General features: G+C 57.9%; 11 protein-coding genes. 5 read left to right on the top strand and 6 right to left on the bottom strand.

From position 1 onward, the window contains the following. Window positions 1-35: 35 nt before the first annotated feature. The gene (locus tag C4J86_RS15230; protein WP_124371022.1) at window positions 36-1,277 is read right to left on the bottom strand and encodes a methionine gamma-lyase; all 1,242 of its coding nucleotides are present in this window, start codon (window positions 1,275-1,277) and stop codon (window positions 36-38) included. A gap of 123 nt (window positions 1,278-1,400) precedes the next feature. Between C4J86_RS15230 and C4J86_RS15225 the strand changes: the two genes are divergently transcribed. Continuing rightward, window positions 1,401-1,871 carry an Lrp/AsnC family transcriptional regulator gene (locus C4J86_RS15225; RefSeq protein WP_124371021.1) on the top strand — a complete coding sequence of 157 codons (471 nt, stop codon included), beginning with the start codon at window positions 1,401-1,403 and terminating at the stop codon, window positions 1,869-1,871. A 12-nt stretch (window positions 1,872-1,883) separates the two neighbouring features. Here C4J86_RS15225 and C4J86_RS15220 read toward each other — a convergent pair whose 3' ends face one another. Continuing rightward, window positions 1,884-3,296 carry a PLP-dependent aminotransferase family protein gene (locus C4J86_RS15220; RefSeq protein ID WP_124371020.1) on the bottom strand — a complete coding sequence of 471 codons (1,413 nt, stop codon included), beginning with the start codon at window positions 3,294-3,296 and terminating at the stop codon, window positions 1,884-1,886. A 156-nt stretch (window positions 3,297-3,452) separates the two neighbouring features. Here C4J86_RS15220 and C4J86_RS15215 point away from each other — a divergent pair, with 156 nt between their 5' ends. From C4J86_RS15215 to C4J86_RS15205, 3 genes are all read left to right on the top strand, one after another. Next, window positions 3,453-4,085 (top strand): LysE family translocator, encoded by a 633-nt coding sequence (locus C4J86_RS15215; RefSeq protein WP_124371019.1) that lies wholly within the window; start codon window positions 3,453-3,455, stop codon window positions 4,083-4,085. Between the two features lie 81 nt (window positions 4,086-4,166). Next, window positions 4,167-5,225 carry a diguanylate cyclase gene (locus C4J86_RS15210; RefSeq protein ID WP_124371018.1) on the top strand — a complete coding sequence of 353 codons (1,059 nt, stop codon included), beginning with the start codon at window positions 4,167-4,169 and terminating at the stop codon, window positions 5,223-5,225. 48 nt (window positions 5,226-5,273) lie between these two features. Beyond that, window positions 5,274-6,503: a M20/M25/M40 family metallo-hydrolase gene (locus tag C4J86_RS15205; protein ID WP_124371017.1), complete on the top strand. Its 1,230-nt coding sequence runs from the start codon at window positions 5,274-5,276 to the stop codon at window positions 6,501-6,503. Window positions 6,504-6,567: 64 nt separating this feature from the next. On the opposite strand, the gene C4J86_RS15200 is transcribed toward C4J86_RS15205, so the two are convergent. After that, entirely contained in the window at window positions 6,568-6,981 is a 414-nt protein-coding gene (locus C4J86_RS15200; protein WP_305955286.1) for a hypothetical protein, read from the bottom strand. Window positions 6,982-7,393: 412 nt separating this feature from the next. On the opposite strand from C4J86_RS15200, the gene C4J86_RS15195 reads away from it, so the two are divergent. Further along, window positions 7,394-8,044, top strand: a complete 651-nt coding sequence (locus tag C4J86_RS15195) for a hypothetical protein (protein ID WP_124371015.1) — start codon at window positions 7,394-7,396, stop codon at window positions 8,042-8,044. A gap of 89 nt (window positions 8,045-8,133) precedes the next feature. Here C4J86_RS15195 and C4J86_RS15190 read toward each other — a convergent pair whose 3' ends face one another. The 3 genes from C4J86_RS15190 to C4J86_RS15175 all read right to left on the bottom strand — a co-directional run bounded on the left by C4J86_RS15190 (window position 8,134) and on the right by C4J86_RS15175 (window position 14,446). Beyond that, entirely contained in the window at window positions 8,134-8,553 is a 420-nt protein-coding gene (locus C4J86_RS15190) for a hypothetical protein (RefSeq protein ID WP_124371014.1), read from the bottom strand. 151 nt (window positions 8,554-8,704) lie between these two features. Next, the gene (locus C4J86_RS15185) at window positions 8,705-9,121 is read right to left on the bottom strand and encodes a hypothetical protein (protein ID WP_124371013.1); all 417 of its coding nucleotides are present in this window, start codon (window positions 9,119-9,121) and stop codon (window positions 8,705-8,707) included. A gap of 480 nt (window positions 9,122-9,601) precedes the next feature. Further along, complete coding sequence (locus C4J86_RS15175) at window positions 9,602-14,446, bottom strand: RHS repeat-associated core domain-containing protein (protein WP_124371011.1); 4,845 nt, start codon at window positions 14,444-14,446, stop codon at window positions 9,602-9,604. Window positions 14,447-14,480 lie beyond the last annotated feature (34 nt).

Below are 14,480 nucleotides of genomic sequence, written 5' to 3'. Positions count from 1 at the left end.
GGGGCTCCTTATAGCCCGTTACCACAGCCCGACGGTTATTTCCCCGCGTGCGCGGCCAGCAACGTTGGGCGCGCAACCGCACGGGCACACTTGCCCAGTGCCTGTTGCACATCCGCCAACAGGTCGGCGACGTCCTCAAGCCCCACCGACAAGCGCACCAGGCCTTCGCTGATGCCGTGTTGCGCGCGTTCCTCCGGGGTGTAGGTGGAATGGGTCATGCTGGCCGGGTGCTGGGCCAGTGATTCGGCGTCGCCCAGGCTGACCGCACGGGTAAACAGCTTGAGCGCGTTCATGAAGCGCCGCCCGGTGTCGATTCCGCCTTTGAGCTCGAAGGCAATCATGCCGCCGGATTGCTTCATTTGCCGCGCAGCCAGTTCGTATTGTGGGAAAGACGCCAGCCCAGGGTAGGTCACCCACTGCACGGCGGAATGCGCCTGTAGGGCTTCGGCCACCGCCTGGGCGTTGCTGCAATGGCGGTCCATGCGCAGGGCGAGGGTCTTGAGGCCGCGCATCAGCAAGGCGGCGTCCTGCGGCGACATCACCGCGCCGGTCAAGTCCTTGAGCCCGTGCAGGCGGATGCGTTGCGCTATCGCGTGACTGCTCACCGCAATGCCTGCCGTGATATCGCCATGCCCGCTGAGGTACTTGGTGGCCGAGTGCACCACCACATCGGCGCCCAGTTCCAGGGGCCGTTGCAGGTAGGGCGTGCAATAGGTGTTATCGACTACCACGGTGACATTCGGTTGCTGGTGGGCGAGCCGGGCCACGGCGGCGATGTCCACCAGGCGCAGGGTGGGATTGGCCGGGGTCTCGCAGTAGATCATGCGGGTCGCGGGGCCGAGCGCCGTTTGCAGGGCGGCCAGGTCGGTGAGGTCGACATGGCGCACCTTGATGCCGAATTCGCCGATGCCGTGCAGCAGGGCGAAGGTGCAGCCGTATAGCGTCTGGCTGACGATTACCTCGTCATCGGGGCGCAGCAGGGTCCAGAACGTTGCGGCAATCGCGCCCATCCCGGAACTGAACGCCACCGCCGCCTCGCCGTTTTCCAGGGCGGCCATGCGCGACTCCAGCAGGGCGAGGGTCGGATTCGAAATACGCGTATAGAAGTGGCCGCTGGCCTCCCCGGCAAAGCAGGCCGCGCCGTACTCTGCGGTCGGAAAAGCGAAGGTGGCCGACAGGTAGATCGGCGGTACCAGGGCGCCGTGATGGTCCTTGGGATCGTAACCGTGATGAATGGCGCGGGTAGAAAAACCGAACCCAGGGCGTTTATTGTTCATGTCGGGCGCTCCTTATTTCCTACAATGCTATGCTCATAACCCCAGTTGAACGTTGCAAAAAAGCCTGGAAACGCCGGCGTTCATGGATGAAAACCCGATAAAAACAATGAATAGAGGCACGTTATGCCTGTCAGCCTGGACCGCACCGATAAAGCCCTGTTGAACGCCTTGCAGGGCAACGCCCGCCTGACCGTCGCCGAACTGGCCGAGCGCGTTGCCCTGACCACGTCGCCGTGCTGGCGGAGGGTGCGCAATCTGGAAGAGAGCGGGGTGATCAGCGGTTACCAGGCGATCCTGTCCCCCAAGGCCCTGGGCTATGGGGTGACCGCCTTCGTCAGCATCATGATGGAAAGCCACACCCAGGAAATCGCCCGGGCGTTCGAGAAGCGGCTGTTGGCGATCCCAGAGATTGTGGCCTGCCATAACGTGTCGGGGCGCTATGACTTCCTGCTGGAAGTCGTGGCCAAGGACCTGGAGTCGTTTGGCGAATTCGCCAGGGAAGTCCTGCAGACCCTGCCCTGTGTGAAAGAAATCTATTCGAGCTTTTCCTACAAGTCGGTGCGGCCGTTGCGGGTGATGCCGTTGCCGGGGTGACGGCACCGCCACTCAAGCTGCCCGTACCGCCTGCACCAACAACGCTTCGAATACCCGCTGCACCCGCGGCTCATCACTGTGGGCCACATTGAACCGCATCAGGTCGCGATGCGCCGGGTCGTAGCCGAACAGTGTGCCGGGCGCGAGCACCATGCTGCGCTTCAAGGCCTCCTGGGCCAGCAGCTCGCCGTTGACGCCGGTCGGCAGGCGCGCCCAGATAAACATGCCGCCTTCAAACGCCATCGGCAGTTCGCAACCGCAGCGCTTGAGCCACTGCTCGACACGCCCACCGGCTTCCATCAGACGCTGGACCATGCGCTTGCGGTGCTTGGCATAGCTACCCTCACTGAGCATGCGGTACACGATCTGCTCGAACAGCTCCGAGGTCACGCCGCCGCTCATCAACTTCATATTGGTCAGGTTGGCGGCCAGCTGTGGCGCGGCCACCACGTAACTGACGCGCGTGTTGGCGCTGAGGATTTTGGAGAATCCCGACAGGTAGGTGACCTGATCCAGCCCGGCGACGGCGGCCAGGCGTGGCGGCGGGTTGGGGTGCAGGTCGCCGTAGAGATCATCCTCGACGATATGGCAGTGGTACTGCTGGGTCAGTTGCAGCAGGCGAAACGCCTGGCTGGGGCTGAAGGAATGGCCAGTGGGGTTATGCAAGACGCTGGTGGTCAGGTACAGGCTGGGCCGGTGTTCGGCCAGCAGGTGTTCCAAGGCGGTGAAGTCGAAGCCGTCGGGGCGACGTTCCAGGGTCACCACCTTGACCCCGTGCAGGGCCAGGTTGGCGTGGAAGTTGAAGTAGCACGGCGCGTCCAGCAGCACCGTGTCGCCGGGACGCACCAGCAAGCGCATGAGCATGTCCAGGCCTTGCACGGTGTTGGGCGTGGTAATGATCTGTTCCACCGGCACCGACAGGCCTTCGCCGTGCAGTTTCTGTTGCAGCGCCTGGCGCAACGGCAACAGCCCGGCCGGCGTGCCGAGCCCGGCGATGCGCAGCGACGGCGCGCGCACCACGCTGCGCATGGCCTGGCGGATCGCTTCGCCGTTCAACCAGTCTTCCGGCAAGTGCCCGCCGCCGGGGCGCAGCTCGCCACTGGCGGTGGCCAGAGGGCGGCGCAACACACTGAGCAGGTCCTGAGGCAGCAGGTCGACCCAGGTCACCGACGCCGGGCGCGCAGTGTCCATCGCCACGAAATAGCCCCGGCCCTGGCGGGAGGTGAGCAGGTTGCGCCCGCGCAGGCGGTCGAGGGCCTCATTGAGGGTGAATTTGCTGACGCCGAGGATTTCGGTCAACGCCCGCACCGACGGCAACTTGCTGCCGGGCGCCCATTCACTGGCCTCGATGGCCTGGCTGAAGGCCTCGACGATCTGCTGGACCTTGGGTGTGCCTTCCACAAAGGCGATGGCGGATACCAACATGAAGCGTCCTTATGTTTGCCGGTACTTTTACCGGTGAAGTTAGGCCGTATTAGGCATTACTTTACTTGCCTGGCGCAATGCCATTCCCCTAGACTGCGCGCCATCTCGCCAGCAATTGACCGTTGTTGCCTGTCTATCCATTCAAGGTCCCTGACCATGACAAGTGCGTTAACGCTGTCTTCGTTTCTCTACTTCCTGTTGTTTTGCGCGACCATGACCTTCAGTCCCGGCCCCATGACCCTGTTGTTATTGAGCCTGGGCCTGAAGGACGGCCTGCGCAGTTCGATCCCGGCGCAGATCGGCGCCAGTGTGTCGTACCTGATTTCGATCCTGATCTTTGCCGTGGGCTTTTCCGAGCTGATCAAGGGCAACCTCGCGATTACCCAGGCCATCCAGTTTGTCGGCGTGGCCTACATTCTTTACCTGGCCTACAAGCAGTGGACCAGCAGCGGCGTGTCGATCGACAAGGCCGGCGCGGTGGAGGGCTCGCGCAGCCTGTTCGGCAAGGGCTTGCTGACCGGCTTTTCCAACCCCAAGACCATCATCATGTTCAGCGCCGTCTTCCCGCAGTTCGCCGGAGGCGGGGAGCACAGCTCGGCGGCGGATATCGCGATCCTCGGTTTGACCTTCCTGTTGCTGCAATTTGCCAGTGGCTGCCTTTACTGCTATTTCGGCCAGCGCATCAAACACCTGCTGGAAAACCCCAAGCGGCGCGTGATGTTGCAGCGGATCACGGCAATAATGTTGCTCGGCGTGGCATTGATGCTGGCACGCGGGTTTTCGCACTGAAGTATCAGCCTGTAAGCAGTGGTGGCGATTTGCCGTCGCCCTGATAGACTCCAGGGACTCACCCAGGATTACCCCCCCATCATGGCAGCCGTCGGAGGAAATGGACTTCCGCTCGCTTCGCGCTTGTACAAATCCCGCCTCCTGGGGCTGGCGCTCGGCTTTGTTTGCGTGGCGTTCGGCATGTATCCGCTGAACCCGTCCCCATGGGTGTGGGCCTGGATGCTGATCAACGCGTTTATCTGGCCGCACCTGGCGTTCCAAGCGTCTTTGCGTGCCGCTCATACCCTGCGCAGTGAGCGTCGCAACCTGCTGTTCGATTCCTTCTGCGGCGGCTTCTGGGTCGGCGCGATGCACTTCAACCCGCTGCCCAGCGTCACCACCTTGTCGATGATGAGCATGAACAACGTCGCCATCGGCGGGCCGCGCTTTTTGCTGGCGGGGTGGGTGGCCCAGGCGCTGGGCATCGCCACGGCGCTGCTGATAGTCGCGCCCGCATTCATCGGCGTCACCACCCAGGCCCAGCTGTATGCCTGCCTGCCGATCCTGACGTTGTATCCCCTGGCCCTGGGCTGGATCTGCTACCGCCAGGCCGTGACCCTGGCGCGGCACAAGCGCGAACTGTTGGCCCTGAGCCGCACCGACAGCCTGTCGGGCCTGCTCAACCACGGCGCCTGGAAGGATCAATTGGAAATCGAGTTCCACCGTTGCCGCCGCGGCCCTGCCGGTGCGGCCATCGCGCTGATCGATATCGACCACTTTAAAATCATCAACGACACCTATGGCCATGTCACCGGCGATATCGTCCTGCGCCAGTTAAGCCGGGTATTGCGCCAGAACCTGCGCGCCACCGACCTTGCCGGACGCTACGGCGGCGATGAGTTCTGCGTGATCCTGCCGGACATGCCGCTCCACCGTGCCACTGAAGTGATGGACGCCCTGCGTGATCGTTTCAACGCCCTTGCCTACGCCCAGGACCCGACCTTGCGCGCCAGCTTGAGTATCGGCCTGGCGCCATACCTGCCGAGCCACGCCGACGCCACCAGTTGGCTCAACGATGCCGACCAGGCTTTGTACGAGGCCAAAAGCAGCGGGCGCAACCGGGTCAGTTCGCTGCAGGGGGCTTGGTTGCGGTCCGTTTAGTGGGGTAGGGTGTGGCGGCCCCCCTCAATGAAAAACAAGGATCGGTCCATGCTCTTCACCTTCCCCCGCACCCTGCTGGCCGCCACCCTGGCCTTGTCCTTCGCCGTGCCGGCCTACAGCGCCGAACCCCACAAGCCGATCCAGGCGGACGCCGAACAGTACAAGGCCGAGGCCCTGAAACTGCTGGAGCGCCTGGTGAATATTGACTCCGGCTCCGGCTACGAGCCCGGCCTGACCCAAGTGCGCGACATCGCCGTGGATGAGTTGAAACAGCTGGGTTTCAGCATCGAGCTGGTGCCGGACAAAGCCGCCAACAACAGCCATGTGATCGCAACTCTCAAGGGCACCGGCAAGGCCAAAATCCTGCTGATGGCGCACATGGACACCGTGTTCAAGGAAGGCTCGGCCGCCGAACGCCCGTTCCACATCAAGGAGGGCCGCGCCTATGGCCCCGGCGTGATGGACGACAAGGGCGGCATCGTCGCCGGCATCTACGCATTGAAAGTCCTGAAAAGCCAAGGTTTCAAGGACTATGCACAAATCACCTTCCTGCTCGACGCCAGCGAAGAAACCGGCTCCGACGCCGCCTCCGAACTGATCCGCACCACCGCCAAGGGCCACGACGTAACCCTCAACCTGGAACCCGGCCGCCCAGCCGACGGCCTGGTGGTCTGGCGCAAAGGCAGCGCCACCGCGTTGGTTGAAGTCAAAGGCAAAGCCGCCCACGCCGGCGTCGCGCCTGAACTGGGGCGCAACGCCGCCATGGAAGCCGCACACCAGATCCTGCAACTGGGCAAGCTGGGCGACGCCGAGAAAAAAACCACCATCAACTTCACCGTACTCAAGGCCGGCGACCGCACCAACGTCATCCCCGACCAAGCCACCGCCAAGGCCGACGTACGCGCCGCGCAGCCGGAAGAGTTCGACCGCATCGAGAAGGACCTGGCGCGGGTCTCCGCGAACAAACTGATCCCGGACACAGAAGTGAAGACCAGCCTGCAACGCGGCTTGCCACCGATGCCGCAAACGGCGGAGTCAGACAAATTGGTCGCGATTGCCCAAGGCATCTACGGCGAATTGGGCAAGACCCTGACCATCGAAGGCAGCGGCGGCGCCGCGGATGCAAGCTTGTCGGCCGGGGTCGGCACGCCGACATTGGATGGGTTTGGGATAGTGGGCGGGAATATTCACACGCCGGAGGAATATGCCGAGGTGGAGAGTGTGGTGCCTCGGGTGTATTTGTTGAGTCGGATGATTATGGAGCTTTCCAAGCGCTGAGCGGGTCGTGTACTTGTGGCGAGGGAGCTTGCTTGCTCGCCACAAGTGGGGGTATTTCAGGGGGCTACCAGGTTGATTGGTCTTCGCGGCTGGCTTTTTCGAGGTCGTCTTTCCAGGCCTCGTTAGCGAGTCGGTAGATGTCAGCGAAAAAACCTCGGGGATCGGCTATTTCAGTTTCGTCCCAGGCCATTGTTATATATTCGTCGTAATCGCTTTCGAATTCTTTGGCGAAGTCAATTTCAGGGTTTTTTAAAGGAGTTTGAAGCATTATTATTAATATGAAGCGATGCCTGTAAGTAAGGTGCATAAGGTCTTTAAGAATAAAGTCCTTTATTATCGTTTCTCGCTCTTTGGCGTCGTTAGGATTATATCTCCAAAGCGCTTCGCCTTTGGTCTCCTCTAGGTCGTATATTGACAGTGCTGCCAAAATATAAGAGATCTTGGGCGTAAAAGGCATATTTCCAAATGGCGATTTCAATATTGTGACCTCAGTACGGAAATGCAGTGAGTGGGCGAATTGTCCTCGTTGTCGAATCTGACTTCGACGTTATTCAGGTTTTTATATATTAATTAAACTACCTGAAATACCCCATCGCCTTGATTGGGGCAGCTTCGCGGGCCAGCGCAAGCATGGCGTTGCTCGATTCTTGAGAATACGTTGTAGGATTTTTCGATTTTATCGGCTGGATCTTGTTGTCGAGGGTTTTTTGTATTAGGGGTGGGGCAATCTAAATTATTTATGCCTAGCGGTTAGATGCATTTAGCTACAAATCGGTAAAACGCACTGGCGGCGTGCGTTACAGGTCTGTGCGCAAGACATTGCGCATTTAATCTGAGGTATAACATGTTTTAACGCGAGACCACCGATCGCAGTAATCATAAGGATAAACATGCAATCCCCGTTTCTTTTAACTGTTGTTGAGCAGGAGCAAACTACCTCTTTGCGCAAACGTATGTGCACAGCAGGTTGTGTGTTTGAGTTTGTAGTGTTTTCTCCAAAGCTCAATATCGCTGTTGATGAGCATGTCCACCGGCAGGCTTTATTAGGCATGGGTTGCTATCAGGCTGCTGCATACAGAACGCCAGAGCTGGCGGAGACAGGCGACTATCTCCCTTCTCACTATGCTCCGATTCCGGATTGGGATGTGGAGCGTGCGGAGGCTACGCCGTTGACATTAGCTGAAGTCAAAAACCTGACGGTTATGCAAAAAAATCTATTCGGTCCTACTGCGCTCTATAGCGCTTTTTGCCATCCGCCTTATAGCGCTCGGTTTAAAAGAGGTGAGAGTGAGGCTCAGTCTTTATATTGTGAATGGTTGCAATTGCTTGGTATCGAAGCACAGAACGACGTTGTGGTCATAAATTGGGTGGATGCGTATGAGGAAAAATGGGGGCGGCGACCAGACGGTAGTCTGCCAGTAGAGCGGCCTTGGGATGGGTTTTTCGAGTGGGGGCTGGAGTGGTGGGGCATTTGGTGCCTGACCGTGTGGAATCCAAGGAAGAGTACTCTAAGTGTATTGGTTGCAAGCACTTCAGATTAATTCTTATCCGGCTGGCGTCGCTCGCAGCCGAGAGCGGGAAAGTTTGTGCACTGCAAGGTGGGGCGTTGTCTTGCAGAGCGGTGTTAGTTTTACCAAGTTGATTGATCTTCGAGGCCGGCTTTTTCGAGATCGTCTTTCCAGGCCTCGTTGGCTAGGCGATAGATATCGGCGAAGAAACCTCGGGGATCGGCTATTTCGGTTTCATCCCAGGCCATAGTAGAGCACTTTTCTGGGTTGTCCTCAAAATAAGAGTGGAAGTTAAAGTTTTGGGTGTTTAATGCGATAGATAAGTTTTCTATTAGTTTATATCTGTGTCGATAGGATAGTTTTTTGTATGGATCTAGGCAGTATTTTACTATGAGGCTTTCTCTATCTTTACGGTCATTAGGATTGAAGCAAGCGAGCTCCTTCCCCTTGGTTTCCTCCCTGTCATAAATATCAAAAATTCCCACAAAATAGTAAAGGCTGGCGTCGAAGTGGATAGTGTCCGAATATGGGTGAAATAGCATTTTTTATTTATTCGTTGGAAAGTTTACGGGTTTGTTTGGTGCGCGCTTATTGCTATAGGCACGGGACTTTGGCTGGCGAATTTTTTGTAGCGGACGCGCTATCTCACTCGCCAGAGGAGGTTGATTTTTTTCCGGAAAAGTGTCGGCGTTTCTACCAGGTCGACTGGTCTTCGCAGCTTGCTTTTTGAAGGTCGTCTTTCCACACATCTTTAGCTAGAAGATAAATCTCTCTTAGAAAATCTTTTGGGTTGTCCAGTTGATACCATTCGGCTCTTGGCCACGATCCTGTGTCGTCTTCGCTTATCTCAAATAAGCTATGAAAGTTGTAAGTTTCGTCATTCAGCTTGTCTTTTAAGTTTTCAATTAACGCGTATTTATGTCTATATGATAGGTAGCTTAAATTCAATGCGTAACGCTTTATTAGTTTTTCTCTGTCCGACTTGTTATTTGGGTCATATTTACTGAGCTCTATGCTGAGCTCTTGCTCGCGGTCGTAAATATCAAAGGCCCCGATAAACCACATTAGGCTTGGGTAAAATAGCTCATTTAAGAATGGGTCTTTCAACATCGTCTTTCCTCGACAAGTGATTCTGACCTGAGGAACGCACTGAGGTGGAGAGCGTGGCGCCTCAGCTTTATTTGTGGCGAGCGAACGGTTCGCTCGTCATAGGTAAGGGTTAGGGGGCTGTGTTTGATTCGTGCTCGCCGGCCTCAAGGTTGTATCTGTTAAGGCAATCTAATAGGATTTTCATGAATTGTCGTTTATCGGTTATTTCATCGTTGAAATGGGTGTCAAAAAGGTAGAACACTGACTCGAAGTTTTCGTCGGTACTTAGAAAGTGTTGAAGTGTGTTGATGTGCCATTCTCTTTCATCTCGCTTGTATCTGATAAATTCTGGTTTGGTTAGCTCGTTAAATAGTCCGGTGAGTTCCTCGTGGTTATTTACGTTTATTGAAGTGATAAGCTCTTCTCTATCTGCGCTCGTGGTATTTTCGATGCAGTATGTGAAAAGCAGACCTTGTATTATCGAGAGGCTTGGCTTGAGTTTCATTCGAGATCCGCAAATGCTGTGATAGGTTGTCCGTCTTCGTTTAAGAAAACTCTAGCCTTCTTCGTATGGTCATATTTATAATCATCTCGTTTATACCCTTGTCCAATTATTTTTCCCATATGCATAGGTTGTTTGGACGCCGATAAGTTAAGAAGCTTGAAAATTAGCTGTGCACGGTAAATGGCATTCAATTGGTCCCTATGGCTTAGAAAGTGAGTCGCAGCGCTTGGCGGTCGTGGTTTTCCTATGCGTGGCCCTTTTAGGTGTTTTTCAACTTCTCCTGTGGTGGGGTTTCTGGCTGTTATTACTCGCTCTAGTTGAGATGCGAGCGACGTCTGAGCACCGTGTTTTTCTAAAAAGTGGGCACCCGGAATTGACGCTTCAAGCTCCGATAAACGCCGATGAGCATTTGATTCTGCGAGCTCATCAATTCTAGCCTGCCGTTCCGCACGGGTCAGTTGCGGTAATGCCGGCTCTCCGTGGTCAATACTTGCCGTAGGGTTTTGGGCACTAACGCTTGGTTTACAGCCATCGCCGCCTGGGCATTTATTCAAGCCTAGCGGGTCTACCCAGCCTGTCGGATTAGGTACGTACTGATATGCGTTGATCCCACCCGCCAGCTTCACCGGATCTGGCGTCAGGTAACGACCAATATCTGGATTGTAGTAGCGATGACGGTTGTAGTGGAGGCCGCTTTCCGGGTCGAAGTATTGGCCTTGGAAACGCAGCGGGTTGTCGATTTTGCCTACGTCGAGGCGGCTGATTTCACCGTAGGCGCGGTAGTGGGCGGACCAGACTATGTCGCCTTCCGGGCTGGTGAGTTCTTGGGGTGTGCCGAGGTGGTCGAGTTGGTAGTGATAGGGCTTGGTTTCTGCTGGGCCGAAGCCTTCCAGCAGTGCCAGCGGGCGGAAGCTGTCTGGTTCGTAGAGGTAGCTGCGATGGCGTTCCGCATGATGTTCGGCAATCAGCTTGTCACCTTGCCAGAAGAACTCTGTGGTGATGCCGTCGACGGTTTTGCTGATACGCCGACCAAACGGGTCATAACGGTAACTGGCGGTTTGGCCGTTGGGCTTGGTGATGCCGATCAACCGGTGCTGGCAGTCGTAGCGGTATTCGGTAACGAGTTGATGACTCTTGCCACGCCGCTCGCGGATCAGGTTGCCGAAGGCGTCATAGTCGTAATGGTGATCGCCTTGGATCACCAGGCGGTTGCCCGCGAGGATGTCCGGGCCAGGACGATCTTGCATGAGCAGGTTGCCGGCAGGGTTGTGGCCGAAACGTTCTTGTATGTCTTGCGAGTGATCGGCGCGGGTCAGGCGGTGGAGTGGGTCGTAGCGGTAAAGGTGTTCGCCTTTGCGGGTGTCGTGCAGGCGGGTGAGGTTGCCGGTTTTGTCGTAGTCGTAGTGGCGTTGGTAGAGGTGGTTTTGCTGTTGCGTGACGGCGTGGGTGTGCAGGCGGTTTTGATCGTCGTAGTGGTAGTGGCTGAGCAGTTGGCCTTGTTGGCGTTGGTGTTCGCGGCCGGCTTTGAACAGGTGTGAGGTCAGCAGCGAACCGTTCAGTTCGACGGTGGCAAGGTGGCCGCCTTTGTCGTGGTTGAAGGCGAGGCGGTTGTTGTCTGGCAGGCGTAAATGTTGAAGTTGGCCGCAGGCGTCGTAGCCGTAGCGCAGCGTGCCCCAGCCCTGGTGTTCGGCGGTGAGGCGGTTTTGGCGGTCGTACTCGTAGGCCAGGAACCAGTGGCCGTCGTCGACACTGAGGAGGTTGCCTTGGCGGTCGTAGGCATAGTCGACAACGCTGCCATCGGGCAGGGTTTTTCTTACGAGGCGACCGGCATAGTCGCGCTGGTATTGAGTGACGAGCTGACTGCCGTCGTCGCCGTATTCGGTTTTCTCCAGCAGGTTGCCGTTGAGGTCGTAGGCGTAGGCGGTGCGTTGGCCATCAAAACCGGTTTCCTGCTGGATCAGGCCGTTGGGGTGGTAGTCGAGCTGGTAGGTTTCGCCGACTTCGTTTTCGATGGCGGTGAGCAGTAGCCGGGCATTGTCGTAGCGATACTTGACCTGGGTACCGTCGGCATTGATGCGGCGGCTGATCAGGTGCAGGCCATCGGCGTATTCGTAGTGGGTGACGTGGCCCAATTCATCGCGCTCGGCGATGATTTTTCCGTAGGGGTTGTAGCTGAATTCTCGTGTGGCACCGTCCGGCAATACCAAGCGAGTTAACCGACCCACGCCGTCCCATTGATACTGGGTCAGCGTGCCCTGTTCGTCCTCACGCGCAACCTGCCGGCCCAGGTCGTCATAGCGGTAGCGCTTGATCCCGCCATTGGGCAATTGCTCTTCAACGAGCTGCCCGCGTTCGTTCCACACCAAGCGATGGCAGCTGTTGTCGGGATACCAAACCCCGGTCAGTTGCCCCTGCTGGTCGTAGCTGTAGTCAGTCGCGTTGCCATCCGGATCGATCTGGCGAATGACATCGCCCTGGTCATTACGCTCGTATTTCCAGACCGCTTGGCCACGGCGCATAACCCGTACGAAACCGTTGTCATGCTCGTAGGACGTCGGCTCATCATCCCCCGGAAACAGCGCGATCAAGCGTCCGGCGTCGTCGTATTGATAGGCCGTCACCGCGCCCAGCGGATCCTGCTCGACCGTCAGGCGGCCTTTATCGTCGTAGGATTTGAAATGCTGGGCGCCGTCGGGATCGATGCGCTGTACCAGCCGCGCCCGCTGGTCATGTACGTAAACTTCCTGGCTGCCGTCGGCGTTGTGCACGGTGACGCGCCCGTCATCGCCCCAGGCATACCGCGTGTCCATCTGCGAAAAGCTGGCCCAATGCCTGACACAGCGCGCTGCCTTGCCAGCGCGCTCCCATTCCCAAAAGAAACTCGCCCCACCGGCCAGTTGGCGCTCAAGAATGACGTGCTGTTCGTCGTACCGATAACGCTCACACTCACCGACAGCGTTGGTCGCCGACACCAGTCGTCCGGCGCCGTCATAGGCGTAGGCAACGACGTTCTGCTCGGTCACCCAAACGAACGGTTCACGCCCCGTGGCGCGATGAACCTGGTAGTCCACCGCCACGATGCGGTCGAATTCATAACGCAACAAAAGCGAACGGCCCACGCCGTTATCCAGCCGCTCAATCCGCCCCAACCGATCCCGGAAAATGCGCAACCGGTTGTCATACGCATCGCTGATCGCCGTCAGCACGCCGTCGCAAAAGTGATAAAACCGAGAAGCCTGGGCCAGCACCAACTCGTCAGGAACCGAGCCCAAATAAATCGCCGCTTCAGCCAAGCTGTTGGTAATCGCTGGCCGAGCCACCGTCGGCAAGGGCAGGGTGGTCGCGCGATTCTCATGATCCGTCCACACCACCGAATCGCCCACAACCACAAGCCGCTGCGCCAGCGCATGACTCCAGCCAAACCCCAGCCCACAATCCACTTCCACCGCACTGCTGCGATACAAGCGCGTCCACTCGAACGGCAAGACCCCATCCAGCGCGCCATCGGTAAGGGTCAGCAGTTCCTCGCCGGTGACCATCGACACCGGGCAGCCGTGGGTGACGGTCTTGTCCGCTGGAGCCGCCGCATCGCCCTTCGGATTCGACGCAACAGCAGGCACATCATCCACATGCTCCTGCCGCACCAACGCCGTACGCTGGGTCTTGCTGCGCACCGCTGGCACCGGGTTCGAAACCAGCGTGTCACCCGCCTTCAACGGCGCCACCGGCACCGCCTTGATCGGTGTCGCCGCACTGCCCAGCAGCACCGGCTTAAGCGCTTCGGTGTGCCCCTCCAAGCGAGCTGTGCCGAACTGCGCGGCTATCTGCTCCAGCCACCTGCGCACCCGACGTGACTTGATGCCGGCCAGCACTTTGGTGCTGATGCGCACCACAAAACCCATGCCGGCCGTCGCCAGCCCCAATAACAGGGTGATGACGACCTCGGCGCCAATCGCCCCGAGCATTTCGTTCATATACGGCGGTGGCAGCATGCGCATCCAGCTGACCAGGGCCGCCAGGTGAACGAACAGCAACGGCTCATCGCTGAGCACCAGCAAACCCTTGGCGAGGGTCTCGGCACTTAACGCGAGTAATTTTTCAAGCTCGTCCTGGGAAAGGTAATGCAGCAGCTTTTCAGCGTTGGCCAGCGGGTCGGACAACCACTGGAGCAACTGCGTGATGTTGTCCCAAACCGAGTAAAGGACTTCGCCGAAGCCTTGGGCATAAGCGCGGTGCAGCGAGAGGTAGCGCTGGAGAAAATTCGCTTCGGAATAGTTCTTCCATAGCGGTTCGAAGGTGGTGTCCCATTCGCTGCGCAGCCAGCCTTCCAGTGGCGTGATGACCGACTGATAAGAGGCATACAGCGCCTTGAAATGCGCCGAGGAAACGTCGGGGTAGAAACTGATCCGGTACCGCTGGTTGCGGTCGCACTCGGTGACTTCGAGGATGCCGCTTGGGCCGATGGTTTTATGGATCGGCTCGCCCAGCGGGCCACCGCCTGGATCGATGCGCTGCAACATCACCGGCGTGTTGCCGATCGGCACGAAGCGCGAGCTCTGGAACATATGCACCAGCGTCAACGTGCCGTTGGCCTGGCATGTAGCGACGGTGCTGCTGGGAAAGATCGAACGGTTGATCGGGGCGACCAGAGCCACCTCATTCCCAACCTTGAACACCTGCTCCACATCCAGTGCCGAAGAGCTGAAGAAGTTCTGCGCCCAGCTGTCGTAGTGGTTGAGGCACCTGCGGAAATCGCTGAGCACGGATTCGACGTCCCGCGTCTTAGAATCCATCGCGGCCAGCACCAGAAAGCCGATGGCTCGGCCGGTTGCTTCGATCATGGGCGAGCCCCATCGATCGGGGCTCTCACTGGAA

Source organism: Pseudomonas sp. R2-7-07 (assembly GCF_003852355.1).
Taxonomy (GTDB): Bacteria; Pseudomonadota; Gammaproteobacteria; order Pseudomonadales; family Pseudomonadaceae; genus Aquipseudomonas.
The sequence above is the reverse complement of the archived record's forward strand: the minus strand, read 5'-3'. Positions and strand labels throughout refer to the sequence as shown.